This window comes from Serratia symbiotica (assembly GCF_000821185.2).
In the GTDB taxonomy this organism is placed as follows: Bacteria; Pseudomonadota; Gammaproteobacteria; order Enterobacterales; family Enterobacteriaceae; genus Serratia; species Serratia symbiotica.
This window is the reverse complement of the sequence record NZ_CP050855.1, coordinates 2,929,835-2,954,332: the sequence shown is the minus strand read 5'-3', so window position 1 is coordinate 2,954,332 and position 24,498 is coordinate 2,929,835. Positions and strand designations below refer to the sequence as shown.

The following is a 24,498-nucleotide window of genomic DNA, read 5'->3' as shown; positions in this document are numbered from 1 at the left end:
GGATGCAGGATGCTTAGCGTTAACCACCTTTGTGCAGAATATCAGGGATGCCCTGCATTGCGCGATGTCTCGTTTCAGATAGCATCTGGACAACTGGTGGTGGTGCTCGGCCCGTCGGGCTGCGGCAAAACCACGTTGTTGAATTTGATCGCCGGGTTTATTGCGCCATCAGCAGGCAGCATCCAGCTAGATGGCGTGCCGGTGAGCGGCCCAGGGGCCGAACAGGGCGTAGTGTTCCAGCATGAGGGTTTACTGCCGTGGCGCAATGTAGTGGAGAACGTTGAGTTTGGTTTGCAATTGGCTGGCATTGGCAAGCAGCAGCGTCGTCAGGTATCACAGCAGTTGTTGCAGCGCGTTGGTCTGGCAGGTTATGAACAGCACTTTATCTGGCAGCTCTCTGGCGGCATGCGTCAGCGCGTTGGCATCGCCCGTGCGCTGGCGACCGATCCGCGCCTGCTATTGCTAGATGAACCTTTTGGCGCGCTGGATGCTTTCACCCGCGAACAGATGCAGGAACTGTTGTTGACCATCTGGCGCGATAGCGGCAAGCAGGTGCTGCTGATCACCCACGATATCGAAGAGGCGGTGTTTCTCGCCAGCGAGCTGTTGCTGTTGTCACCGGGGCCGGGACAGGTGGTGGAAAGGTTGCGGCTGAACTTCGGCCAACGTTTTGCTGACGGCGAGTCTTGTCGGTCGATCAAATCTGCTCCTGAATTTATCGCGCAGCGCGAATATGTGTTGGGCAAAGTGTTCCAGCAGCGTGAGATATTGCTATGAGCCTGCATTCCACTGTGAAGGTAACGGCGCAACCGCAGGTCAAGTCCGCGCGCCGTTGCCGCGTGCCACGCAATGTCTGGCTAAGTGGCACGATCTTGCTGATGGTGCTGGTTGTCTGGTGGGGTGTGGCCGTCCTGCATTGGGTTAGCCCGCTGTTTTTACCCGCGCCGCAGCAGGTTCTGCATCAACTGATCATCATTGCCAGCCCGCAGGGCTTTATGAACGCCACGCTGTGGCAACATCTGGTGGCCAGCCTGGGACGCATTATGGCAGCACTGCTGGCGGCAGTGATCATCGGCATTCCGGTAGGTTTTGCCATGGGGTTGAATGACACGGTGCGCGGCATTCTCGATCCGCTAATTGAAATTTATCGTCCGGTGCCGCCATTGGCTTATTTGCCGCTGATGGTGATTTGGTTCGGTATCGGCGAAACCTCGAAAATTTTACTGATCTCTTTGGCGATTTTCGCGCCAGTGACATTGTCTGCCATGGTGGGGGTGCGTAGCGTGGCATGGGTACGAGTGCGCGCCGCTCGCACGCTGGGCGCCAATCGCTGGCAGGTGCTGCGTTTTGTGGTATTGCCAAGTGCGTTGCCGGAGATGCTGACTGGTATCCGCATTGGGCTGGGTGTCGGTTGGTCGACGCTGGTGGCTGCCGAATTGATCGCCGCCACACGCGGCCTGGGATTTATGGTGCAATCCGCTGGTGAGCTTCTGGCGACCGACGTGCTGCTGGCTGGCATCGGCGTGATTGCGATTATTGCATTTGGACTGGAGCTGGGGCTGCGTACCTTGCAACGCCGATTGACCCCTTGGCATGGAGTACAGCAATGAACGAACGTCTAAAGATCACCCCGTTGGCGCCTTATATTGGTGCGCTGGTAGAGAACGTAGAATTGGCTAAGCCGTTGGGCGATGGCCAATTCGAGCAGCTTTATCATGCGCTGTTGAAGCATCAGGTGCTGTTTTTCCGCAATCAGCCTATCACGCCATTGCAGCAGCGCGCTCTGGCTGGCCGCTTCGGCGACCTGCATATTCATCCCGTTTACCCGCACGTCACCGATGTGGAAGAAATTATCGTGCTGGACACTTACGACGACAACCAGCCGGATAACGATAACTGGCACACCGATGTGACCTTTATCGATAATCCGCCGTTGGGGGCGATTCTGGCGGCCAAGACGCTGCCTGCCACTGGCGGCGATACGTTGTGGGCCAGCGGCATTGCCGCTTACGAGGCGCTGTCGGCACCGTTCAAACAGTTGTTGAGTGGGCTACGGGCGGAACATGATTTTACTAAGTCATTTCCTGAATACAAACATCGTGGCAGTGAAGAAGATCACCAGCGTTGGCAGCAAGCCGTGCAGAAAAACCCACCGTTGCTGCACCCGGTAGTGCGTACCCATCCGGTCAGTGGACGACAGGCGCTGTTCGTCAACGAAGGTTTCACCACGCGGATTGTCGATTTGGCCGTGCAGGAGAGTGACGCGTTGCTGAACTTCCTGTTCGCCCATATTACCAAACCGGAATTTCAGGTGCGTTGGCGCTGGCAGGAAAATGACGTGGCGCTCTGGGATAACCGCGTGACGCAGCATTATGCTAACGCGGATTACCTACCGCAACGGCGCATTATGCACCGTGCGACCATTTTGGGGGATAAACCTTTTTATCGGGGTTAAGCGGCTGTGCGGATCTGCGGCTGTGTTACTGCACTCACCCGCCTATGATGTATGCTTGTTTCTAGCGCTTTGCCTCGCACCCGCACTGCCGTTCTTCGATAACGGCAACGGCGGTAGTAAATATTAAGATTCGAATGACTGGGTCAGATTTTCCAACTGCTCCTGTGCCGCCAACCAGGTCATTTCCGTCTCTTCCAAGGCGGATTTCGCCTGGTTTTGTCGTTGCAGACACTCGGCCAACTCGGCCTTACGGCTGATGTGGTACAGTGCCGCGTCTGCCAGTTTTTCTTCCACCTCTGCCAACTCGGCACTCCGTTTTTCCATCTGTTGTTCCAGCTTGGTGATGTGCTTGCGCAGTGGCTGAGTCTGGGTGCGGAATTCGGCTTCACGACGTTTTTGATCTTTGCGCGCTTGCGCGCTGTTGCCGCCGCTTTCCTTCTCCAGCGCATTTTGCTGGCTCTCCTGACGCTGCAAATTGATCAGCCATTGCTGGTAGTCATGCAGATCGCCTGCAAACACTTCAACTTGGCCATCGTGCACCAGATACAGATCATCAGTGGTAGCGCGCAACAGGTGACGGTCATGCGAGACCACGACCAGCGCGCCTGCGAAATCGATCAGTGCTTCGGTCAGCGCCTGGCGCATATCGAGATCCAGATGGTTGGTCGGTTCATCGAGCAGCAGCAGGTTAGGGCGTTGCCAGACGATCAGCGCCAGCACTAACCGTGCCTTTTCTCCACCGGAGAAACAGGCGATGGTTTCGGTCACTTTGTCGCCCTGGAAGCCGAAACCGCCCAGATAATCGCGTAGCTGCTGTTCCAGCACCCGTGGGGCGATGCGGCTCAGGTGTTGCAGCGGCGATTCGTCGGCGTGTAGGTACTCCAGTTGATGTTGAGCGAAGTAGCCGAGTTTGATGCCTTTTGCCAGGCCGATTTCGCCGCTTAGCGGTGGCAGAGAGCCAGCCAGCAGTTTGATCAGTGTCGATTTGCCAGCGCCGTTGCGGCCGAGCAGGCCGATGCGCGAGCCGGGAACCAGATTCAGTTTGATCGATTTCAGTATCACCTTGTCGCCATAGCCGGCACAGACTTTTTCCATGCGTAGCAGCGGATTTGGCAGGTTCTCCGACGTGCGGAAGCTAAAGGTGAATGGGTTATCAATGTGCGCGGGGGCGATTAACTCCATGCGTTCCAGCATTTTGATGCGGCTTTGTGCCTGCTTGGCCTTAGAGGCCAGCGCACGGAAGCGCGCAATGTAGCTTTGCAGATGCGCCACTTTCTCCTGTTGGTGTTGATATTGCGACTGCTGCTGTGCCAGCTTGTTCGAGCGCTGGCGCTCGAACGAGGAATAGTTGCCGGTGTATTCGTTGATGGTCTGCTGTTCGATATGCAGGATCTTGTCGACGATGGGATCGAGGAAATCGCGGTCATGCGAGATCAGCAGCAGCGTACCTGAGTAGCTTTTCAGCCAGCGCTCCAACCAGATCACTGCATCGAGATCCAAGTGGTTGGTCGGTTCATCAAGCAGCAGTAGGCCTGAACGGCATATCAGCGCCTGCGCCAGGTTGAGGCGCATGCGCCAACCGCCGGAGAAGGCGCACACCGGACTTTGCAACTGTTCATTGGAGAAGCCGAGACCATGCAGTAGGTTGGCGGCGCGGGCGCGGATAGCCCAGGCGTTGATGGCGTCCAGTTTGCCGTGCAAGGTGGCAATGGCGTGGCCGTCGTTTTTCTCGTTGGCGAGCTGCAATTCAGACTCAAGCTGACGAAATTCACGGTCGCCGTCGATAACATACTCTATTGCTGGCACATCCAGTGCTGGCGTTTCCTGGTTGACCCAGGCCAACGCCCAATGGTTGGGGAAGGTGTAGCTACCGCCGTCTGCGGTGATCTCGCCCTTCAGCAGCGCCAACAATGTGGATTTGCCGCAGCCGTTCTTGCCCACTAGCCCGACCTTTTGACCTGGATTAACCGTCGCCTTGGCGTTGTCCAACAGGACGCGAGTGCCGTGTCGGATTTGTAGCGAGGAGAATACAATCATAAAGTGCCGTATGTTCAGAGTGTGTTAAATTGTTATCTAAGGTATCAGCGTGTATTGCGTGCGCTGTTTTAATCTTCGCGTTGCATGGTAACGGAAAACCGTTACCCTGACGATGCTTTGGAGGGGAATGATGTTGCCGCAGCCCAAGCTTTTGCTGCTGTATGCGCATCCGGAAGCCCATGATTCGGTGGCTAACCGGGTTTTGCTCCGATCGGCACAGCAGTTGGAACATGTTACCGTACACGATTTATATGCGCACTATCCTGATTTTTTTATTGATATTCACCACGAACAACAGTTGCTGCGTGAACATCAGGTCATTGTTTTTCAACATCCTCTTTATACTTATAGCTGCCCTGCATTGTTGAAAGAATGGCTGGATCGCGTGCTGTCTCGCGATTTCGCCAACAGCATGGGTGGCAATGCGCTGGCGGGCAAGTATTGGCGCTCGGTGCTCACCACCGGCGAACCAGAGGGCGCTTATTGTCCCGGTGGTTATAACCGCTATTCGATGGGGGATATCCTGCGGCCGTTTGAACTGACCGCCGCCATGTGCCATATGCATTGGCTGACGCCTATCCTAGTGTACTGGGCGCGCCGGCAAAAGCCGGAGGTATTGGAAAGCCATGCCAAGGCTTATGGTGACTGGCTGCGTAATCCGTTGCCGTACAGAGGGCGCTAATAATGGAAGGATCGTCTTTACTGACAGCCATTCTGCTGCTCTTGTTTGCGGCGGTGGTGATGGTGCCGATCGCCTGTCGGTTGGGAATTGGTGCGGTGCTAGGTTACTTGATTGCCGGTATCGCCATCGGTCCCTGGGGACTGGGCATTATTCGCGATGTTGATGAAATACTGCACTTCTCTGAACTGGGGGTGGTGTTCCTGATGTTTATCATCGGGCTGGAACTGAATCCCAGTAAGCTGTGGGCGCTACGGCGTTCGATCTTCGGTGTTGGTGCTGGGCAGATGTTGATCACTGCAGTAGTGATTGGTGCACTGCTATATGTGGCAAATTTTGCCTGGCAAGCCGCTGTGATCGGGGGTATCGGATTGGCGATGTCTTCCACCGCCATGGCGTTGCAACTGATGCGCGAGAAGGGTATGAACCGCAATGAAGGCTGCCAGTTGGGCTTTTCGGTGCTGCTGTTTCAGGACATGGCGGTGATCCCGGCGTTGGCACTGATCCCGATCCTGGCCGGGGCTGAGGGCACCAGTGATGATTGGGCGAAGACAGCGCTCAAAGTGGCGGCGTTCGGTGGCATACTGCTCGGTGGGCGTTTGCTATTGCGGCCACTGTTCCGTTATATCGCCGCTTCTGGCGTGCGCGAGATTTTCACCGCTACTGCACTGTTGGTGGTGTTGGGCGCGGCGCTCTTTATGAATGCACTTGGCCTGTCGATGGCGCTTGGCACCTTCATCGCTGGTGTATTGCTGGCGGAGAGCGAATACCGCCATGAGTTGGAGATCTCCATTGAGCCGTTTAAAGGGCTGCTGTTGGGGCTGTTCTTTATCTCGGTGGGCATGGAGTTGAATATCGGCATATTCTACATCCATCTGGCCGAAGTGTTGATCGGTGTGCTGCTGCTGGTCACCATCAAGTCAGTGGTGCTCTATTCGCTGGCGCGCATTTTTGGCTTGCGCCGCTCGGTGCGCCTGCAATTTGCTGGTGTGCTTAGCCAAGGAGGAGAGTTTGCCTTTGTGCTGTTCTCGGCGGCGGGAGCGCAGCAAGTATTGCAGCCTGACTCACTTTCACTGCTGTTGGTGGTGGTCACGCTGTCGATGATGACCACGCCGCTGCTGATGCAGATTATCGACCACATTTTGGCACGCCGCTATAACGCTAAAGATGAAGACGCGGAGACGCCGCACGTTGAGGATGACGAGCCACAGGTGATCATCGTCGGTTTCGGGCGGTTTGGTCAGATGATCGGCCGTCTGTTGATGGCCAACAAAATGCGTATTACCGTGCTGGAGCGCGATGTTAGCGCTGTTAGTGTGCTACGGCGCTATGGTTATAAGGTGTATTACGGCGATGCTACTGAGCTGGAATTGTTGCGTGCGGCGGGAGCCGGGAAGGCCCAGTCGATCGTGATCACTTGCAACGAGCCGGAAGATACTTTGGCGGTCGTGCGCCTGTGCCAGCAGCATTTTCCGAACCTGAGCATTCTGGCACGCGCGCGGGGCCGCGTTGAAGCGCATGAGCTGTTACAGGTAGGGGTAACGCAATTCAGTCGCGAGACCTTCTCCAGCGCACTGGAACTGGGGAGCAAGACGTTGGTAGCGCTGGGCATGCATCCGCATCAGGCTTATCGCGCCCAGCAGCATTTCCGCCGCTTGGATATGCGTATGCTGTGGGAACTGATGCCGCTGCATCAGGGCGAAGTGGCGCAAATTTCCCGTGTGAAAGAGGCACGGCGCGAGCTGGAAGAACTTTTCCATCGTGAAATGCAAAAAGAGAGTCGCCAGTTCGACGGCTGGGATGAGGACGAATAAGCGTGAGCACAGCTAGGGTTGTAACACGTAAGCGGTTTATCGCTGGTGCCATGTGTCCGGGGTGTAACGCTATGGATACGCTGGCGTTTTGGCGTGAAGATCAGGTTGATGTGGTGGCCTGTGTCAAGTGCGGCCACCATCGGCTGCAGAACGAAAAACAGTTGGAAAAACATCTTCGGCCGCAGGAGCAAGTGATCGGTATTTTCCATCCAGAGTAGTGTTATTCGACGTATTTTTTTACCCCGAAGGGTACAGCAGGGCAGATTTCCGATACAATCTGCTCAGTAAAGGCGCGGTTCTCGCCATGGTGGGCGGCGTCCAAGTAGCCAACGGTAGGAGATATCATGAAAGCAGTAAAAGACTTGGTGGTCAGCTTGGCTTACCAAGTACGTACAGAAGACGGTGTTTTGGTTGATGAGTCTCCGGTTAGTGCGCCGTTGGACTATCTGCACGGGCATGGTTCTTTGATTGCAGGTCTGGAAAAAGCGCTCGAAGGCCACGAAGCAGGCGATCGCTTCGACGTTAAAGTTGGCGCTAACGAGGCATACGGCAACTACGACGAAAACCTAGTGCAACGCGTGCCGAAAGACGTCTTCATGGGCGTTGATGAATTGCAGGTTGGTATGCGTTTCCTGGCTGATACCGATCAAGGCCAAGTGCCAGTTGAGATCACTGAAGTTGATGGCGACCATGTGGTGGTTGATGGCAACCACATGTTGGCTGGTCAGAACCTGAACTTCAACGTGGAAGTGGTGGCCATCCGCGAAGCGACTCCTGAAGAACTGGCACACGGCCATGTTCATGGTGAGCACGATCATTACCACGAGCAGGGTGATGGTTGCTGTGGCGGTCACGGTGATGATCATGACCACGGCAAGAAAGGCGGCTGCGGTAGCTGCCACTGATTGACAGGCATTGGCACCGTACATCAGTAGTGTGGCGGCGGTGTCTCTTCTGACTGTGCAGCGATCATCGAGGTTTGAGTGGAACGCAGCTTGTCGGTCAGTATGCGCAGGTGTTCGCGAATTTTCAGCATTTCCATTTGGTGTTGAACAACGGTCTGGTTCAGTTCTTCTATGGTGAGTTCCTGAAAGGCCAGACGGCTTTCCAATTCTTCAAGCCGTTGTAGTAGCAGGCTTTGTGTGTCGGTGTGGTGCATGAGGCAACCTCTGACATAATTAAGAGCCTATCCCATTAGGCTATTTTATTTGCCATTTTGGCCCTGGGCAGTGCTTACCCTCATCACGTACTCCCTGTACGCGGCGGTTGTTGCGCGCTGTCCCTGTGCAAACTGGCTGCACCAATGAACGCCTATTGGGATAGGCTCTAAATCCTAATTCCGGGGCTATGTTAACAGTTGTCGCCGGGTTTGCCCTGCACTATTTTATCTGGGCAGGGCGCTAATGTGCTGAAGAGTTATTACCACCTTTTGCTAACGTTGTCGGGTAAGGTGAAAGAAAAATCTAATTTATCATACAGGTGGCACGTTAAAGGAAACTTGTTTATAAAATCGAAGTCTCATTTTGACTTGATGGGTGACCTGTACCACTGTTTTCTTTCAGGCCGCTATATAGTAACTCAATTATCTTACTTAATAATTGTTTGGGGCATCGCTTCAGACACGGGAGAAATGGATGAAATCTTTGTTTAAAGTTACACTTCTGGCAACCACCATGGCTTTGGCTCTGAATGCGACCCAGGCTATGGCTGACGATGCCGCCAAACCGGCAGAGACTGCCAAGCCCGCTGACGCTGCGGCAACGCTAAGCACTGGCAAGTTCAAGAACGATGATGATCAAGCGGCTTACGCGCTGGGTGCTTCTCTGGGCCGTTACATGGGTAATTCTCTCAAAGAGCAAGAAAAGCTGGGTATTAAACTAGATAAAGACCAGTTGATTGCTGGCGTTCAGGACGTTTTCGCTAACAAGAGTCAACTGAGTGATGCGGACATCGAGAAAACCCTACAAAGCTTTGAAGCGCGCGTAAAGGCTTCTGCTCAGGCGAAGATGGAGCAGGAGGTAAAAGAAAACGAAGCCAAGGGTGTTAAGTATCGTGACACCTTCGCCAAAGAAAAAGGTGTGAAGAAAACCGAAACTGGCCTGCTGTATCAGGTAGAGAAACCAGGCACCGGTGCAATACCGAAAGATAGCGATACCGTTGTCGTTAACTACAAAGGCACCTTGACTGATGGCACTGAGTTTGACAATTCTTATACCCGTGGCGAGCCATTGTCATTCCGTTTGGACGGTGTTATCCCAGGCTGGACCGAAGGTCTGAAACACATCAAGAAAGGCGGTAAGATCAAACTGGTTATCCCTCCGGCATTGGCCTACGGCAAAACTGGCGTTCCGGGCATCCCGGCAAATTCCACGCTGGTATTCGATGTTGAATTGCTGGACGTGAAAGCGGCACCGAAAGCAGAGACCAAAGCGGTGAAACCGGCTGACGCCAAAACGAAATAAGATCGACGTCCTATTGCTACCGCCGCGAATGCTTTCGCGGCGGTTTCCACCACTCCTCCATTGATTCGCTTGACGTCTATCGGGTATCAGGCTTAACGTCAATACTGCGTATACACTGGCAGATTTGTTAGACTCATTATCTGAATTTATAAGTTATATGCCTACCCTTAGGGTGTGTACCCAAAACTGTTCCCAGTCGTCATGCCTCGCAGACGTTTGTCGCGCTGTTTTTATGCTGATACTGGTGCATAAGACCCTGCACGAGCAGTTTTAGCTGCGTTCCTGGCACAGGCGATCTATTTTAGAGTGGTATTTTTAATGTCTGAATCACTTTTATCCAGCGAAGCCAGCGAACTTGATTTGCTTAATGAGTGGCCGTTTAGCCAGGTGGATCACGAAATCCTGAAATCGTATGAAGCGGTGGTCGATGGTTTGGCGATGTTGATCGGCGGCCACTGTGAGATCGTGCTGCATGCGTTGGAAGATCTGAACTGCTCGGCTGTGCGCATTGCCAACGGCGAACATACCGGGCGTAAAATCGGTTCGCCGATCACCGATCTGGCGCTGCGTATGCTGCATGACATGGCCGGCGACAGCAGCAGTGTGTCGAAGGCTTACTTTACCCGCGCTAAAAGTGGTGCGTTGATGAAATCGGTGACCATCGCTATCCGCAACCGCGAACAGCGAGTGATCGGCTTGCTGTGCATTAATATGAACCTTGATGTGCCGTTCTCACAGATCATGCAAACCTTTGTGCCGCTGGAGACGCAAGAGGTGCCTTCTTCGGTTAACTTCGCCTCTACCGTTGATGATCTGGTAGCGCAAACGTTGGCGTTCACCCTTGAAGAAGTGAACGCCGATCGTAACGTCGCCAATAACGCCAAAAATCGGCAGGTGGTGCTCAATCTCTATGAGAAAGGTATTTTTGATATCAAAGATGCCATCAACCAGGTGGCTGATCGCCTTAACATCTCCAAACACACTGTTTATCTGTATATCCGCCAGTTCAAAAATGGCGATCTGTTAGGAAGCGATCGTTGATAATTAATTACTGTTTGCTGGTCACCGGCCCGGCCTATGGCACCCAGCAGGCCAGCAGTGCCTATCAGTTCGCCTCGGCGCTGTTAGCTAAAGGGCATCAGCTCTCCAGCGTATTTTTTTACCGTGAGGGGGTGCTTAATGCCAACCAACTGGCCGCGCCCGCCAGCGATGAGTTCGATTTGGTGCGGGCATGGGGGCAATTGGCGCAGCAGCATGGTGTTACGCTCAATGTCTGCATTGCGGCGGCGTTGCGCCGCGGCGTGACCAATGAACAAGAAGCGCAGCAGCAAGGTCTGCCGACCGCCAATTTGCAGCCGGGTTTCACCCTCAGCGGGTTGGGTGCATTGGCGGAAGCGTTGCTCAGCTGCGATCGCATGGTGCAGTTTTAAGAGATCACATGAAACGAGTTGCTTTTGTTTTTACCCACGGACCACATGGCAACGCTGGCGGTAGGGAAGGGCTGGATGCGTTGCTCGCCACTTCGGCATTGAGCGAAGATTTGGGGGTGTTTTTTATCGGCGATGGCGTATTGCAATTGTTGCCGGGACAGCAGCCGGAAAAAATTCTGGCGCGCAATTACATCGCCACTTTTGGCGTATTACCGCTGTATGATGTTCAGCAGTGTTATTTGTGTCTGGCCTCGTTACAGGAACGCGGATTAAGCCAGGTGACAGACTGGGTGCTGGACGCCGAAGTGCTGGCACCGGACGAATTGCGCCGCAGGTTGGCGGGTTATGACGCGGTGATGACTTTTTAGTTAGGAACGTTTAATGCTGTATACCCTGAGCCATTCTCCCACCCAATGTGACTTATCCGCATTATTGCGCCTGATGGTGGAAGGTGACGCCCTGCTGCTGATGCAGGACGGGGTATTGGCTGGCCTGGCTGGCAGCGCCTACCTTGAATTACTGTTCAGTGTCCCAATATCCTTGTATGCGCTGCAAGACGATTTGGAGGCCAGAGGATTGGTAGGTTGTTTTTCGCACAAAATCACCATTATTGGATATAATCACTTCGTTGAACTCACTGAAAAGCATCGCGGGCAAATGGCGTGGTGATAACGGTGATACTGTATATTTCTTGACACCTCTTCGGGTCAGCAATAAAATTCTGCGTCCTCGTACTTTGCTAATAGTGCATACGAGGGGATTTATCACATGTTTACGAAGCAAGTACGAAGCAAAAACCAGGAGCTTTTTGAATGGCAACAATTAATCAGCTGGTTCGCAAACCACGCTCTGTGAAGGCTGCTAAAAGCAACGTTCCAGCGCTGGAAGCGTGCCCGCAAAAACGTGGTGTATGTACCCGCGTATATACCACCACCCCGAAAAAACCAAACTCCGCACTGCGTAAAGTATGCCGTGTGCGTTTGACCAACGGTTTCGAAGTGACTTCCTACATCGGTGGTGAAGGTCACAACTTGCAGGAACACTCCGTGATCCTGATCCGTGGCGGTCGTGTTAAAGACCTGCCAGGTGTGCGTTACCACACCGTCCGTGGTGCTCTTGACTGCTCCGGTGTTAAAGACCGTAAGCAAGCACGTTCCAAGTACGGCGTGAAGAAGCCAAAGGCTTAATGGTTCTCCGTTAAGTAAGGCCAAACATTTTCACTTTAATGTCAAAATAAACTCGTAGAGTTTTGGACAATCCTGAATTAACAACGGAGTATTTCCATGCCACGTCGTCGCGTAATCGGCCAACGTAAAATTCTGCCAGATCCTAAGTTTGGATCTGAGCTGTTGGCCAAATTTGTAAATATCCTGATGGTAGACGGTAAAAAATCGACTGCTGAAACCATCGTCTATACCGCGCTAGAGGCCCTGGCTCAGCGTTCTGGTAAAGATCACCTGGAAGCTTTCGAAGTCGCTCTCGACAACGTTCGTCCGACGGTAGAAGTTAAGTCTCGTCGCGTTGGCGGTTCTACTTATCAGGTACCGGTTGAAGTCCGTCCGGTTCGTCGTAATGCTCTGGCAATGCGTTGGATCGTTGATGCTGCTCGTAAACGCGGTGATAAATCCATGGCTCTGCGCTTGGCGAACGAGCTATCTGACGCAGCAGAAAACAAAGGTTCTGCTGTTAAGAAGCGTGAAGACGTTCACCGCATGGCCGAAGCCAACAAGGCGTTCGCCCACTATCGCTGGTAATTGCCACGCAGTAGTTATGCTAACCAGGCGGGCGCTTAAAAAAGCCAACCCGCCTGGCTTAACTGAACTTGAACGCCTAAGGCAATGAGGAATCAAATGGCCCGTACAACACCTATTGAGCGCTACCGTAATATCGGTATCAGTGCTCACATTGACGCCGGTAAAACTACCACTACCGAACGTATTCTGTTCTACACCGGTGTAAACCATAAAATCGGTGAAGTTCATGACGGCGCTGCCACCATGGACTGGATGGAACAGGAGCAGGAGCGTGGTATTACCATCACTTCTGCAGCCACCACTGCTTTTTGGTCTGGTATGGCCAAGCAGTTTGAACCGCATCGCGTAAACATTATCGACACCCCAGGGCACGTTGACTTCACCATTGAAGTAGAACGTTCCATGCGTGTTCTTGATGGTGCGGTAATGGTTTATTGCGCTGTGGGTGGTGTTCAGCCGCAGTCTGAAACTGTATGGCGTCAGGCTAATAAATATAAAGTTCCACGCATCGCGTTCGTTAACAAAATGGATCGCATGGGTGCTAACTTCTTAAAAGTTGTTGAACAGATCAAATCTCGTCTGGCAGCCAATCCAGTGCCATTGCAGCTTGCTATCGGCGCAGAAGAGAAATTCACCGGTGTTGTCGACCTGGTGAAAATGAAAGCTATCAACTGGAACGATGCTGATCAGGGCGTGACCTTCGAATACGAAGATATTCCGGCAGATATGCAAGCTCTGGCTGAAGAATGGCATCAGAATCTGGTTGAGTCTGCGGCTGAAGCTTCAGAAGAGCTGATGGACAAATACTTGGGCGGTGAAGAACTGACCGAGGAAGAAATCAAGAAAGCGCTACGCCAGCGCGTGCTCAACAACGAAATCATTTTGGTTACCTGTGGGTCTGCCTTTAAAAACAAAGGCGTGCAGGCAATGCTGGATGCGGTTATCGAATACCTGCCGGCACCGACGGATGTTGCTGCCATCAACGGTATTCTTGACGACGGAAAAGACACGCCAGCTGTTCGTCACTCTGACGACAAAGAGCCGTTTGCTGCTCTGGCGTTCAAAATTGCAACCGACCCATTCGTGGGTAACCTGACATTTTTCCGCGTGTACTCTGGTGTGGTTAACTCTGGTGATACCGTACTGAACTCGGTGAAAAGTGCTCGTGAGCGTCTGGGCCGTATCGTTCAGATGCATGCTAACAAGCGTGAAGAGATCAAAGAGGTACGTGCAGGCGATATCGCTGCGGCTATCGGTCTGAAAGACGTCACTACCGGCGATACTCTGTGTGATCCAAACAATGTGATCATTCTGGAGCGCATGGAATTCCCTGAGCCGGTCATCTCCGTAGCGGTAGAACCGAAAACCAAAGCTGACCAAGAGAAAATGGGTTTGGCATTGGGTCGCTTGGCGAAAGAAGATCCATCATTCCGCGTATGGACTGATGAAGAATCTGGCCAGACCATTATCGCAGGTATGGGTGAACTTCATCTGGATATCTTGGTTGACCGCATGCGTCGTGAATTTAACGTTGAAGCGAACGTAGGTAAGCCGCAAGTTGCTTATCGTGAAACGATTCGTGAAACAATTAAAGATGTTGAAGGTAAACACGCCAAGCAGTCTGGTGGTCGCGGTCAGTATGGTCACGTTGTGATCGACATGATGCCACTAGAGCCAGGCGGCGTGGGCTACGAATTTGTCAATGACATCGTGGGTGGTACGATTCCTAAGGAATTCATCCCGGCCGTTGATAAAGGCATGCAGGAACAACTGAAGTCTGGTCCTCTGGCTGGTTATCCGGTTGTTGATATCAAGATCCGTCTGCACTACGGTTCTTACCACGATGTCGACTCCTCTGAACTGGCGTTTAAATTGGCCGCTTCTATCGCGTTTAAAGACGCGTTCAAGAAAGCCAAACCAGTTCTGCTTGAGCCTGTAATGAAGGTTGAGATCGAAACCCCTGAAGATTACATGGGTGACGTAATTGGTGACCTGAACCGTCGTCGCGGTATGATCGAAGGCATGGATGATACTGCCACCGGTAAAACCGTTCGCGCTCAGGTTCCGCTGTCTGAAATGTTTGGTTATGCTACTGACCTGCGTTCTCAGACCCAGGGCCGTGCTTCATACTCCATGGAGTTCCTGAAGTATGCTGAAGCGCCGAACAATGTCGCTATGGCCGTTATCGAAGCCCGTAGTAAATAAGCTTTCGGGTTTAACACATTGATCCCGTGCTCTCTCCAAGAGGGGAGAGCATAAGAGTAAGGAATATAGCCGTGTCTAAAGAAAAATTTGAACGTTCCAAACCGCACGTTAACGTTGGTACTATCGGCCACGTTGACCACGGTAAAACTACCCTGACTGCCGCGATCACCACTGTTTTGGCTAAAACCTACGGCGGTTCCGCACGCGCTTTCGACCAGATTGATAACGCACCAGAAGAAAAAGCGCGTGGTATCACCATCAACACTTCTCACGTTGAGTATGACACCCCGACTCGCCACTATGCGCACGTTGACTGCCCAGGGCACGCCGACTACGTGAAAAACATGATCACCGGCGCTGCTCAGATGGACGGTGCTATCTTGGTGGTTGCTGCGACTGACGGCCCAATGCCTCAGACCCGTGAGCACATTCTGCTGGGTCGTCAGGTTGGCGTTCCTTTCATCATCGTATTCATGAACAAGTGCGATATGGTTGATGATGAAGAGCTGCTGGAACTGGTAGAGATGGAAGTTCGTGAACTGTTGTCTGCTTACGACTTCCCTGGTGATGATCTGCCAGTAGTACGCGGTTCCGCGTTGAAAGCGCTGGAAGGCGATGCGGAGTGGGAAGCTAAAATCATCGAGCTGGCGGGTCACCTGGATACCTACATCCCAGAACCAGAGCGTGCTATCGACAAGCCGTTCCTGCTGCCGATCGAAGATGTTTTCTCCATCTCTGGTCGTGGTACCGTTGTTACTGGTCGTGTTGAGCGCGGTATCATCAAAGTTGGCGAAGAAGTTGAAATCGTTGGTATCAAAGACACCGTTAAGTCTACCTGTACCGGCGTTGAAATGTTCCGTAAATTGCTGGACGAAGGCCGTGCGGGTGAGAACGTGGGTGTTCTGCTGCGTGGTATCAAGCGTGAAGATATCGAACGTGGGCAGGTTCTGGCGAAGCCAGGTTCTATCAAACCACACACCAAATTTGACTCAGAAGTGTATATCTTGAGCAAAGAAGAAGGTGGTCGTCACACGCCATTCTTCAAAGGTTATCGCCCGCAGTTCTACTTCCGTACCACTGACGTAACCGGCACTATTGAACTGCCAGAAGGCGTTGAGATGGTTATGCCAGGCGACAACGTAAACATGGTTGTTACCCTGATCCACCCAATCGCGATGGATGACGGCCTGCGTTTTGCCATCCGCGAAGGCGGCCGTACCGTTGGTGCGGGTGTTGTTGCTAAAGTTATCGCTTAATCGCATATAATTTTTCCGACTCAAAAAAAGGGCACTCCGGTGTCCTTTTTTTATGCCAATTATGCAAGTCTTGAACATTGCCTCGAACATATTCTCTTCTTGTAAGGATTGCCTAAATCAGCAGTGGCATGGCAATATCTTGAGCATATTTCCAACCTCGGCTTGCTTCCTGGCTCATTTTGCGTATAATGCGCGAGCCTACTTGATCAAGGTAGGCCTGATTTTAGCGAATCAGCCGAGTGGCAGGTAGTTTGGCCCTGCGAACAATACTCCCGATATGGGGGTTATATGTTAACGATTACACTCCCCCATCAATCGAAATGGGTGTGAGTAGTGGTTTTTATATTTATAAATAATTGGAGCTCTGGTCTCATGCAGAACCAAAGAATCCGTATCCGCCTGAAAGCGTTTGATCATCGCCTGATTGATCAATCAACTGCGGAAATCGTCGAGACTGCTAAGCGCACGGGTGCGCAAGTCCGTGGTCCGATCCCGCTGCCAACTCGCAAAGAGCGCTTTACCGTTCTGATTTCCCCGCACGTTAATAAAGACGCGCGCGATCAGTACGAGATTCGCACTCACAAGCGTTTGGTTGACATCGTTGAGCCAACCGAGAAAACCGTTGATGCACTGATGCGTCTGGATCTGGCTGCTGGTGTAGACGTGCAGATCAGCCTGGGTTAATCAGGTCATTGAGCGATTGAGAGGTTGAAACAATGATTGGTTTAGTCGGTAAAAAAGTGGGCATGACGCGTATCTTCACTGAAGATGGCGTTTCTATCCCAGTAACCGTAATTGAAATTGAAGCGAACCGTGTGACTCAGGTTAAAGGCCTGGACACCGACGGTTACCGTGCCATTCAGGTCACTACCGGTAGCAAAAAAGCTAACCGTGTGACCAAACCGGAAGCGGGCCATTTCGCTAAAGCTGGCGTTGAAGCTGGTCGTGGTCTGTGGGAATTTCGCCTTGAAGAAGGTCAAGAGTTCACAGCAGGTCAGGAAATCAGCGTAGAAATCTTCGCTGACGTTAAAAAAGTCGATGTTACCGGTACTTCTAAAGGTAAAGGTTTTGCTGGCACTGTAAAGCGTTGGAACTTCCGTACCCAAGATGCTACTCACGGTAACTCCTTGTCTCACCGCGTTCCAGGTTCTATCGGTCAGAACCAGACTCCGGGCAAAGTGTTCAAAGGCAAGAAAATGGCTGGCCACCTGGGTGACGAGCGTGTAACCGTTCAAAGCCTGGACGTAGTACGCGTTGACGCTGAGCGTAACCTGCTGCTGGTTAAGGGTGCTGTACCGGGCGCAACCGGTGGCAACCTGATCGTTAAACCAGCTGTGAAGGCGTAAGGGGATAGCAATGGAATTAGTATTGAAAGACGCGCAAAGCGCGCTGACTGTTTCCGAAACTACCTTCGGTCGTGATTTCAACGAAGCGCTGGTACACCAGGTTGTTGTTGCTTATGCAGCAGGTGCCCGTCAAGGTACCCGTGCTCAGAAGACCCGTGCTGAAGTGACTGGTTCCGGCAAAAAGCCATGGCGTCAGAAAGGTACTGGCCGTGCGCGTTCAGGTTCTGTAAAGAGCCCGATTTGGCGTTCCGGTGGTGTAACCTTCGCTGCTAAGCCACAAGACCACAGTCAGAAAGTAAACAAAAAGATGTACCGCGGCGCGCTGAAAAGCATTCTGTCCGAGCTGGTACGTCAAGATCGTCTGATCGTTGTCGAAAAGTTCTCTGTAGAAGCGCCTAAAACTAAGCTGCTGGCACAGAAACTGAAAGAAATGGCGTTGGAAGATGTGCTGATCGTGACCGGTGAACTGGATGAGAATCTGTTCCTGGCTGCTCGCAACCTGTACAAGGTTGACGTGCGTGATGTAGCAGGTATCGATCCAGTTAGCCTGATCGCCTTCGACAAAGTGGTTATGACTGCTGATGCTGTGAAGCAAGTTGAGGAGATGCTGGCATGATCCGTGAAGAACGTTTGCTGAAAGTGCTGCGTGCACCGCACGTATCTGAAAAAGCATCCGCTGCGATGGAAAAAAGTAACACCATCGTTCTCAAAGTTGCCCTAGACGCGACCAAAGCAGAAATCAAAGCCGCAGTGCAGAAACTGTTTGAAGTCGAGGTCGAAGACGTAAACACCCTGGTAGTTAAAGGGAAAGCGAAGCGTCACGGTCAGCGTGTTGGTCGTCGTAGCGACTGGAAAAAAGCTTACGTCACCCTGAAAGAAGGCCAGAATCTGGACTTCATCAGCGGCGCAGAGTAAGTCGGAGGAGTAAGAACAATGGCAATTGTTAAATGTAAACCTACATCTCCGGGTCGTCGTCATGTTGTTAAAGTGGTTAACCCTGAGCTGCACAAGGGTAAACCCTATGCTCCGCTGCTTGAGAAACTGAGCAAAAGCGGTGGCCGTAACAACAACGGCCGCATCACTACCCGTCATATCGGTGGTGGTCACAAGCAACATTACCGTTTGGTTGACTTTAAGCGCAACAAAGACGGTATCCCTGCTGTGGTTGAGCGCCTGGAATACGATCCGAACCGTTCTGCGAACATCGCACTGGTTCTGTACAAAGACGGCGAACGCCGTTACATCCTGGCACCGAAAGGTCTGAAAGCTGGTGACCAGATTCAATCTGGCGTTGATGCTGCAATCAAAGCGGGTAACACCCTGCCAATGCGCAACATCCCAGTGGGTTCAACGGTTCACAACGTAGAAATGAAACCAGGTAAAGGCGGCCAGTTGGCGCGTTCTGCTGGGGCCTACGTTCAGATCATTGCTCGAGACGGTTCCTATGTAACTCTGCGTCTGCGCTCTGGCGAAATGCGTAAAATTCCAGTTGATTGCCGCGCCACCTTAGGTGAAGTTGGTAACGCTGAACATATGCTTCGTGTTTTGGGTAAAGCAGGTGCAGCACGTTGGCGTGGTGTTCGTCCTACCGTTCGCGGTACGGCGATGAACCCAGTCGATCACCCGCACGGTGGTGGTGAAGGTCGTAACTTTGGTAAGCACCCGGTAACTCCATGGGGCGTTCAGACCAAAGGTAAGAAGACCCGTAGCAACAAGCGTACTGATAAGTTCATCGTACGTCGCCGCAGTAAAAAATAATTAGAGGATAAGCCATGCCACGTTCTCTCAAGAAAGGTCCTTTTATTGACCTGCACTTGCTGAAGAAGGTAGAGAAAGCGGTGGAAAGCGGTGACAAGAAGCCTTTGCGCACTTGGTCCCGTCGTTCAACGATCTTTCCTAACATGATCGGTTTGACCATCGCTGTCCATAATGGTCGTCAGCACGTACCAGTGTTCGTTTCCGATGAAATGGTCGGTCACAAACTGGGCGAATTTGCGCCGACTCGTACTTATCGCGGCCATGCGGCTGATAAAAAAGCTAAAAAGCGCTAAGGTAGGAGGAAGAGATGGAAACTATCGCTAAACATCGCCACGCTCGTTCTTCTGCTCAGAAGGTTCGCCTTGTTGCAGACCTGATCCGCGGTAAGAAAGTGTCGCAAGCTCTGGAAACTCTGACCTATACCAACAAGAAAGCTGCTGGTTTGGTTAAGAAAGTGCTGGAGTCTGCCATTGCTAACGCAGAACACAACGATGGCGCTGACATTGATGATCTGAAAGTCACGAAAATCTTCGTCGACGAAGGCCCAAGCATGAAGCGCATTATGCCGCGTGCAAAAGGTCGTGCAGATCGCATCCTGAAGCGCACCAGCCACATTACTGTGGTTGTGTCCGATCGCTGAGACTCTGGAGACTAGCAATGGGTCAGAAAGTACATCCTAATGGTATTCGCCTGGGTATTGTCAAACCTTGGAACTCTACTTGGTATGCGAATACCAAAGAATTCGCTGATAACTTGGACAGCGATTTTAAAGTCCGTCAATTCCTGGCTAAGGAACTGGCGAAGGCTTCCGTTTCACGCATTGTTATCGAGCGTCCTGCTAAGAGCATCCGTGTGACTATTCACACTGCTCGTCCAGGTATCGTTATCGGTAAGAAAGGTGAAGATGTTGAAAAACTGCGTAAGGTCGTAGCGGATATCGCTGGTGTTCCTGCACAGATTAATATCGCTGAAGTCCGTAAACCGGAACTCGACGCTAAATTGGTTGCTGACAGCATCACTTCTCAGTTGGAACGCCGTGTCATGTTCCGTCGTGCTATGAAGCGTGCTGTACAGAACGCAATGCGTCTTGGCGCTAAAGGTATCAAAGTTGAAGTAAGCGGCCGTCTTGGCGGTGCTGAAATCGCGCGTACCGAATGGTACCGTGAAGGTCGTGTTCCATTGCATACTCTGCGTGCGGATATCGATTACAATACATCTGAAGCGCACACCACTTATGGTGTAATCGGTGTTAAGGTATGGATCTTCAAAGGTGAGATCCTTGGTGGTATGGCTGCAGTTGAACAACCGGAACCGGCTGCTCAACCTAAAAAGCAGCAGCGTAAAGGCCGTAAGTAAGGAGATTCGCTGATGTTACAACCAAAGCGTACAAAATTCCGTAAAAGGCACAAAGGCCGCAACCGCGGTCTGGCGAACGGTACAGATGTTCACTTCGGCACTTTCGGCATAAAAGCTGTTGACCGTGGTCAGATGACTGCGCGTCAAATCGAAGCAGCTCGGCGTACAATTACTCGTGCAATTAAGCGTCAAGGTCAAGTCTGGATCCGTGTATACCCAGACACCCCGGTCACCGAGAAGCCGTTGGAAGTGCGTATGGGTAACGGTAAGGGTAACGTGGAGTATTGGGTTTCCAAGATCCAGCCTGGTAAGGTTCTGTATGAAATAGATGGCGTGCCAGAAGAGGCTGCCCGCGAGGCATTCGCACTGGCAACATCGAAACTGCCGCTCAGAACCACCTTTGTAACCAAGACGGTGATGTAATGAAAGCACAAGAGCTGCGTGAAAAGGGCGTTGAAGAGCTGAATACTGAGCTGCTCAACCTGTTGCGTGAGCAATTCAACTTGCGCATGCAGGTGGCCAGTGGCCAACTGCAACAAACTCACCTGTTGAAACAAGTGCGTCGTAACGTCGCACGCGTTAAGACTTTACTGACCGAAAAGGCGGGTGTGTAAATGACCGATGTTATCCGTACTCTGCAGGGGTGTGTTGTGAGTGACAAAATGGAGAAATCCATTGTTGTTGCTATTGAGCGCACGGTGAAACACCCAATCTATGGGAAATTCATCAAGCGTACAACCAAACTGCACGTACATGACGAGAACAACGAATGCGGTATCGGCGACGTGGTGGAAATCCGCGAATGCCGCCCATTGTCCAAGACTAAGTCCTGGACGTTGGTTCGCGTTGTAGATAAAGCGATTCTGTAATAGAGCAGCTGGTTCTCATTTAATAAACGGCTCAGAAGGTGGGCCGTTTATTTTTTCTACCCATACTCTGGAAGCGGTGTTACAATACTGCGCCCTCAGTTATGGGGCTTTTCAACGACCTGATATTTCTTGGGTCCTTAAAGTAGTAGTTGACATTAGCGGAGCACTAAAATGATCCAAGAACAGACTATGCTGAACGTCGCCGACAACTCCGGTGCACGTCGCGTAATGTGTATCAAGGTTCTAGGTGGCTCGCACCGTCGCTACGCAGGCGTCGGCGACATCATCAAAATTACCATCAAGGAAGCAATTCCTCGCGGTAAGGTGAAGAAAGGCGATGTGCTGAAGGCGGTAGTGGTGCGCACCAAGAAGGGTGTACGTCGCCCGGACGGTTCTGTCATTCGCTTCGATGGTAATGCATGCGTTATTTTAAATAATAATAGCGAGCAGCCTATCGGTACGCGTATTTTTGGGCCGGTAACTCGTGAACTGCGTAATGAAAGGTTCATGAAAATTATCTCTCTGGCACCAGAAGTACTCTAAGGAGCGAACCATGGCAGCGAAAATCCGTCGTGAAGATGAAGTTATCGTTATTACCGGGAAAGACAAAGGTAAACGCGGTAAAGTAAAAAATGTCCTGTCTTCTGGCAAGGTCATCGTTGAAGGTATCAATCTGGTTAAGAAACACCAGAAGCCGGTTCCGGCTCTGAATCAACCAGGCGGTATTGTTGAAAAAGAAGCTGCAATTCAGGTTTCCAACATTGCCCTCTTCAACGCGGCTACCGGTAAGGCTGACCGTGTAGGTTTTAGATTCGAAGACGGCAAAAAAGTCCGTTTCTTCAAGTCTAACAGCGAAACTATCAAGTAATTTGGAGTAATACGATGGCGAAACTGCATGATTACTACAAAGACGAGGTAATCAAACAACTGATGTCTCAGTTTGATTACAACTCTGTCATGCAAGTCCCTCGGGTCGAGAAGATCACCCTGAATATGGGTGTTGGTGAAGCGATCGCTGACAAAAAACTGCTGGATAACGCAGCAGCGGATCTGACAGCAATCTCCGGTCAAAAGCCGCTGATCACCAAAGCCCGCAAATCTGTTGCAGGCTTCAAAATCCGCCAGGGCTATCCGATCGGCTGTAAAGTAACTCTGCGTGGCGAACGCATGTGGGAGTTCTTCGAGCGTCTGATTTCCATTGCTGTTCCACGTATCCGTGACTTCCGTGGCCTGTCTGCCAAGTCATTCGATGGTCGTGGTAACTACAGCATGGGTGTGCGTGAGCAAATCATCTTCCCAGAAATCGACTATGACAAAGTCGATCGCGTGCGTGGTTTGGATATTACCATAACTACTACTGCGAAATCTGATGATGAAGGCCGCGCGCTGTTGGCTGCTTTTAACTTCCCGTTCCGCAAGTAAGGCAGGGTTGACTTATGGCTAAGCAATCAATGAAAGCACGCGAAGTCAAGCGCGTGAAATTAGCTGACAAGTTCTTTGCAAAACGCGCTGAACTGAAAGCTATTATCTCTGATGTGAACGCATCCGACGAAGATCGTTGGAATGCAGTCCTCAAGCTGCAAACTCTGCCGCGTGATTCCAGCCCATCTCGTCAGCGCAATCGCTGCCGCCAAACTGGTCGTCCACATGGTTATGTGGGCAAATTCGGGTTGAGCCGTATCAAGCTGCGTGAAGCCGCCATGCGCGGTGAAGTACCAGGCTTGAAGAAGGCTAGCTGGTAATTACCAATTGAATCACGGGAGTAAAGACAGATGAGCATGCAAGATCCGATCGCGGATATGCTGACCCGTATCCGTAACGGTCAAGCCGCGAACAAAGTTGCGGTCACCATGCCTTCCTCTAAGCTGAAAGTGGCAATTGCCAACGTGCTGAAGGAAGAAGGTTTTATTGAAGATTTCAAAATCGAAGGCGGCACCAAGCCTGTTCTGGAACTGGTACTGAAGTATTTCCAGGGCAACGCAGTGGTAGAAAGCATTCAGCGTATCAGTCGTCCAGGTTTGCGCATCTATAAGAAAAAAGATGAGCTGCCAAAAGTTATGGCTGGCTTGGGTATCGCTGTTGTTTCTACCTCTAAAGGTGTTATGACTGATCGTGCAGCTCGCCAAGCTGGTCTTGGTGGCGAGATTATCTGCTACGTAGCTTAATTCGGGAGGAAAGAATGTCTCGTGTTGCAAAAGCACCCGTCGTCATTCCTGCCGGCGTAGAGGTAAAACTCAACGGTCAGGTTATTTCGATTAAGGGTAAGAACGGCGAGCTGACTCGTACTGTCCACGACGCCGTTATCGTAAAGCAAGAAGCTAATGCGCTGAATTTTGCTCCGCGCGAAGGTTTTGCTAACGCTTGGGCCCAAGCGGGTACTACGCGTGCGCTGCTGAACGCAATGGTAGTTGGTGTTACCGATGGCTTCACCAAGAAGCTTCAACTGGTAGGTGTTGGTTATCGTGCTGCTGTAAAAGGCAACGTGGTGAATTTAGCTCTGGGCTTCTCTCACCCAATCGAACATCAGTTGCCAGCAGGTATCACTGCTGAATGCCCAAGCCAAACTGAAATCGTGCTGAAAGGCGTTGATAAGCAGGTTATTGGCCAGGCTGCTGCAGATCTGCGTGCCTACCGCCGTCCTGAGCCTTATAAAGGCAAGGGTGTCCGTTACGCCGACGAAGTCGTGCGTACCAAAGAGGCTAAGAAGAAGTAAGGTAACACTATGGATAAGAAATCTGCTCGTATCCGTCGTGCGACCCGCGCACGACGTAAGCTCAAAGAACTCGGTGCAACTCGCTTGGTGGTACACCGTACCCCTCGCCATATGTATGCACAGGTAATTGCTCCGAACGGTTCTGAAGTTCTGGTGGCCGCTTCTACTTTAGAAAAGGCTATCACTGAGCAATTGAAGTATTCCGGTAACAAAGACGCAGCAGCAGCCGTAGGTAAAGCTCTGGCTGAGCGCGCGTTGGAAAAAGGGATTGCGAAAGTCTCTTTTGACCGTTCCGGTTTCCAATATCATGGTCGAGTCCAGGCACTGGCAGATGCTGCCCGTGAAGCTGGCCTTCAGTTCTAAG

General features: G+C 51.8%; 36 protein-coding genes. 34 read left to right on the top strand and 2 right to left on the bottom strand.

Translation table 11 applies throughout. From position 1 onward, the window contains the following. Positions 1-9 precede the first annotated feature (9 nt). Genes tauB through tauD form a run of 3 tightly spaced genes read left to right on the top strand, consistent with a single transcriptional unit; the run spans position 10 to position 2,455 of the window. Positions 10-777 (top strand): taurine ABC transporter ATP-binding subunit, encoded by a 768-nt coding sequence (tauB, locus tag SYMBAF_RS14715; RefSeq protein WP_040263621.1) that lies wholly within the window; start codon positions 10-12, stop codon positions 775-777. Further along, positions 774-1,610 carry a taurine ABC transporter permease TauC gene (gene tauC / locus SYMBAF_RS14710; RefSeq protein ID WP_040263619.1) on the top strand — a complete coding sequence of 279 codons (837 nt, stop codon included), beginning with the start codon at positions 774-776 and terminating at the stop codon, positions 1,608-1,610. The genes tauB and tauC overlap by 4 nt, the downstream gene beginning before the upstream one ends. Next, a complete protein-coding gene (gene tauD, locus SYMBAF_RS14705) occupies positions 1,607-2,455 on the top strand; it encodes a taurine dioxygenase (protein ID WP_040263617.1) in 849 nt (282 codons plus the stop codon). Before tauC ends, tauD begins: the two co-directional genes overlap by 4 nt. 123 nt (positions 2,456-2,578) lie before the next feature. Here tauD and SYMBAF_RS14700 read toward each other — a convergent pair whose 3' ends face one another. Further along, complete coding sequence (locus SYMBAF_RS14700) at positions 2,579-4,492, bottom strand: ABC transporter ATP-binding protein (RefSeq protein WP_040263611.1); 1,914 nt, start codon at positions 4,490-4,492, stop codon at positions 2,579-2,581. Between the two features lie 130 nt (positions 4,493-4,622). Here SYMBAF_RS14700 and kefG point away from each other — a divergent pair, with 130 nt between their 5' ends. The 4 genes from kefG (at position 4,623) to slyD (ending at position 7,890) form a co-directional block, all read left to right on the top strand. Then, positions 4,623-5,174: a glutathione-regulated potassium-efflux system ancillary protein KefG gene (gene kefG, locus SYMBAF_RS14695; protein WP_040263610.1), complete on the top strand. Its 552-nt coding sequence runs from the start codon at positions 4,623-4,625 to the stop codon at positions 5,172-5,174. Positions 5,175-5,176: 2 nt separating this feature from the next. Continuing rightward, on the top strand, positions 5,177-6,985 hold the full coding sequence (gene kefB, locus SYMBAF_RS14690) for a glutathione-regulated potassium-efflux system protein KefB (protein WP_040263608.1): 1,809 nt from the start codon (positions 5,177-5,179) through the stop codon (positions 6,983-6,985). A gap of 2 nt (positions 6,986-6,987) precedes the next feature. Beyond that, positions 6,988-7,203: a YheV family putative zinc ribbon protein gene (locus SYMBAF_RS14685; RefSeq protein WP_152609037.1), complete on the top strand. Its 216-nt coding sequence runs from the start codon at positions 6,988-6,990 to the stop codon at positions 7,201-7,203. A gap of 126 nt (positions 7,204-7,329) precedes the next feature. Then, positions 7,330-7,890: a peptidylprolyl isomerase gene (gene slyD, locus SYMBAF_RS14680; RefSeq protein ID WP_040263603.1), complete on the top strand. Its 561-nt coding sequence runs from the start codon at positions 7,330-7,332 to the stop codon at positions 7,888-7,890. A 23-nt stretch (positions 7,891-7,913) separates the two neighbouring features. Here the strand turns inward: slyD and SYMBAF_RS14675 are convergent, their stop codons facing one another. Continuing rightward, positions 7,914-8,144: a SlyX family protein gene (locus SYMBAF_RS14675; RefSeq protein WP_040263601.1), complete on the bottom strand. Its 231-nt coding sequence runs from the start codon at positions 8,142-8,144 to the stop codon at positions 7,914-7,916. A 475-nt stretch (positions 8,145-8,619) separates the two neighbouring features. On the opposite strand from SYMBAF_RS14675, the gene fkpA reads away from it, so the two are divergent. From fkpA to rplR, 27 genes are all read left to right on the top strand, one after another. Next, positions 8,620-9,447, top strand: a complete 828-nt coding sequence (gene fkpA / locus SYMBAF_RS14670; RefSeq protein WP_006709783.1) for an FKBP-type peptidyl-prolyl cis-trans isomerase — start codon at positions 8,620-8,622, stop codon at positions 9,445-9,447. A 318-nt stretch (positions 9,448-9,765) separates the two neighbouring features. After that, positions 9,766-10,488: a helix-turn-helix transcriptional regulator gene (locus SYMBAF_RS14665; protein ID WP_040263599.1), complete on the top strand. Its 723-nt coding sequence runs from the start codon at positions 9,766-9,768 to the stop codon at positions 10,486-10,488. Next, positions 10,488-10,877 carry a sulfurtransferase complex subunit TusD gene (gene tusD, locus SYMBAF_RS14660; RefSeq protein WP_037389661.1) on the top strand — a complete coding sequence of 130 codons (390 nt, stop codon included), beginning with the start codon at positions 10,488-10,490 and terminating at the stop codon, positions 10,875-10,877. Before SYMBAF_RS14665 ends, tusD begins: the two co-directional genes overlap by 1 nt. Before the next feature lie 8 nt (positions 10,878-10,885). Then, complete coding sequence (gene tusC / locus SYMBAF_RS14655; protein ID WP_006709781.1) at positions 10,886-11,245, top strand: sulfurtransferase complex subunit TusC; 360 nt, start codon at positions 10,886-10,888, stop codon at positions 11,243-11,245. Between the two features lie 13 nt (positions 11,246-11,258). After that, entirely contained in the window at positions 11,259-11,546 is a 288-nt protein-coding gene (gene tusB, locus SYMBAF_RS14650) for a sulfurtransferase complex subunit TusB (RefSeq protein WP_040263597.1), read from the top strand. Positions 11,547-11,689: 143 nt separating this feature from the next. Further along, positions 11,690-12,064 (top strand): 30S ribosomal protein S12, encoded by a 375-nt coding sequence (gene rpsL / locus SYMBAF_RS14645; protein WP_004930426.1) that lies wholly within the window; start codon positions 11,690-11,692, stop codon positions 12,062-12,064. 96 nt (positions 12,065-12,160) lie between these two features. Continuing rightward, positions 12,161-12,631, top strand: a complete 471-nt coding sequence (rpsG, locus tag SYMBAF_RS14640) for a 30S ribosomal protein S7 (RefSeq protein WP_040263594.1) — start codon at positions 12,161-12,163, stop codon at positions 12,629-12,631. Between the two features lie 96 nt (positions 12,632-12,727). Beyond that, the gene (fusA, locus tag SYMBAF_RS14635; protein WP_040263592.1) at positions 12,728-14,836 is read left to right on the top strand and encodes an elongation factor G; all 2,109 of its coding nucleotides are present in this window, start codon (positions 12,728-12,730) and stop codon (positions 14,834-14,836) included. Between the two features lie 71 nt (positions 14,837-14,907). Continuing rightward, on the top strand, positions 14,908-16,092 hold the full coding sequence (gene tuf / locus SYMBAF_RS14630) for an elongation factor Tu (RefSeq protein ID WP_040263589.1): 1,185 nt from the start codon (positions 14,908-14,910) through the stop codon (positions 16,090-16,092). A 372-nt stretch (positions 16,093-16,464) separates the two neighbouring features. Next, positions 16,465-16,776: a 30S ribosomal protein S10 gene (gene rpsJ / locus SYMBAF_RS14625; RefSeq protein WP_001181005.1), complete on the top strand. Its 312-nt coding sequence runs from the start codon at positions 16,465-16,467 to the stop codon at positions 16,774-16,776. Positions 16,777-16,808: 32 nt separating this feature from the next. Further along, complete coding sequence (rplC, locus tag SYMBAF_RS14620) at positions 16,809-17,438, top strand: 50S ribosomal protein L3 (protein WP_006709776.1); 630 nt, start codon at positions 16,809-16,811, stop codon at positions 17,436-17,438. A 10-nt stretch (positions 17,439-17,448) separates the two neighbouring features. Continuing rightward, positions 17,449-18,054: a 50S ribosomal protein L4 gene (gene rplD, locus SYMBAF_RS14615; RefSeq protein ID WP_006709775.1), complete on the top strand. Its 606-nt coding sequence runs from the start codon at positions 17,449-17,451 to the stop codon at positions 18,052-18,054. Then, entirely contained in the window at positions 18,051-18,353 is a 303-nt protein-coding gene (gene rplW / locus SYMBAF_RS14610; protein ID WP_006709774.1) for a 50S ribosomal protein L23, read from the top strand. Before rplD ends, rplW begins: the two co-directional genes overlap by 4 nt. 18 nt (positions 18,354-18,371) lie before the next feature. Beyond that, positions 18,372-19,196: a 50S ribosomal protein L2 gene (gene rplB, locus SYMBAF_RS14605; protein WP_040263587.1), complete on the top strand. Its 825-nt coding sequence runs from the start codon at positions 18,372-18,374 to the stop codon at positions 19,194-19,196. 14 nt (positions 19,197-19,210) lie between these two features. Then, positions 19,211-19,489 (top strand): 30S ribosomal protein S19, encoded by a 279-nt coding sequence (rpsS, locus tag SYMBAF_RS14600; protein ID WP_004929772.1) that lies wholly within the window; start codon positions 19,211-19,213, stop codon positions 19,487-19,489. A 14-nt stretch (positions 19,490-19,503) separates the two neighbouring features. After that, positions 19,504-19,836: a 50S ribosomal protein L22 gene (gene rplV / locus SYMBAF_RS14595; RefSeq protein WP_002223844.1), complete on the top strand. Its 333-nt coding sequence runs from the start codon at positions 19,504-19,506 to the stop codon at positions 19,834-19,836. Between the two features lie 17 nt (positions 19,837-19,853). Further along, positions 19,854-20,552, top strand: coding sequence for a 30S ribosomal protein S3 (gene rpsC / locus SYMBAF_RS14590; RefSeq protein WP_040263580.1), 699 nt, complete (start codon positions 19,854-19,856; stop codon positions 20,550-20,552). 12 nt (positions 20,553-20,564) lie between these two features. After that, positions 20,565-20,975: a 50S ribosomal protein L16 gene (gene rplP, locus SYMBAF_RS14585; protein ID WP_006709771.1), complete on the top strand. Its 411-nt coding sequence runs from the start codon at positions 20,565-20,567 to the stop codon at positions 20,973-20,975. Then, on the top strand, positions 20,975-21,166 hold the full coding sequence (gene rpmC / locus SYMBAF_RS14580; RefSeq protein WP_006709770.1) for a 50S ribosomal protein L29: 192 nt from the start codon (positions 20,975-20,977) through the stop codon (positions 21,164-21,166). Before rplP ends, rpmC begins: the two co-directional genes overlap by 1 nt. Next, positions 21,167-21,421, top strand: coding sequence for a 30S ribosomal protein S17 (rpsQ, locus tag SYMBAF_RS14575; RefSeq protein ID WP_040263578.1), 255 nt, complete (start codon positions 21,167-21,169; stop codon positions 21,419-21,421). It abuts the gene before it with no gap. Positions 21,422-21,592: 171 nt separating this feature from the next. Further along, complete coding sequence (rplN, locus tag SYMBAF_RS14570) at positions 21,593-21,964, top strand: 50S ribosomal protein L14 (protein ID WP_040263576.1); 372 nt, start codon at positions 21,593-21,595, stop codon at positions 21,962-21,964. A gap of 10 nt (positions 21,965-21,974) precedes the next feature. After that, positions 21,975-22,289 carry a 50S ribosomal protein L24 gene (gene rplX, locus SYMBAF_RS14565; RefSeq protein ID WP_040263574.1) on the top strand — a complete coding sequence of 105 codons (315 nt, stop codon included), beginning with the start codon at positions 21,975-21,977 and terminating at the stop codon, positions 22,287-22,289. A gap of 14 nt (positions 22,290-22,303) precedes the next feature. After that, positions 22,304-22,843, top strand: coding sequence for a 50S ribosomal protein L5 (rplE, locus tag SYMBAF_RS14560; protein WP_006709766.1), 540 nt, complete (start codon positions 22,304-22,306; stop codon positions 22,841-22,843). Between the two features lie 14 nt (positions 22,844-22,857). Beyond that, positions 22,858-23,163: a 30S ribosomal protein S14 gene (gene rpsN, locus SYMBAF_RS14555; RefSeq protein WP_004956173.1), complete on the top strand. Its 306-nt coding sequence runs from the start codon at positions 22,858-22,860 to the stop codon at positions 23,161-23,163. Between the two features lie 30 nt (positions 23,164-23,193). Further along, positions 23,194-23,586 (top strand): 30S ribosomal protein S8, encoded by a 393-nt coding sequence (gene rpsH, locus SYMBAF_RS14550; protein ID WP_006709765.1) that lies wholly within the window; start codon positions 23,194-23,196, stop codon positions 23,584-23,586. 14 nt (positions 23,587-23,600) lie between these two features. Next, complete coding sequence (gene rplF, locus SYMBAF_RS14545; RefSeq protein ID WP_040263570.1) at positions 23,601-24,134, top strand: 50S ribosomal protein L6; 534 nt, start codon at positions 23,601-23,603, stop codon at positions 24,132-24,134. A gap of 9 nt (positions 24,135-24,143) precedes the next feature. After that, positions 24,144-24,497: a 50S ribosomal protein L18 gene (gene rplR / locus SYMBAF_RS14540; RefSeq protein WP_040263568.1), complete on the top strand. Its 354-nt coding sequence runs from the start codon at positions 24,144-24,146 to the stop codon at positions 24,495-24,497. Position 24,498 lies beyond the last annotated feature (1 nt).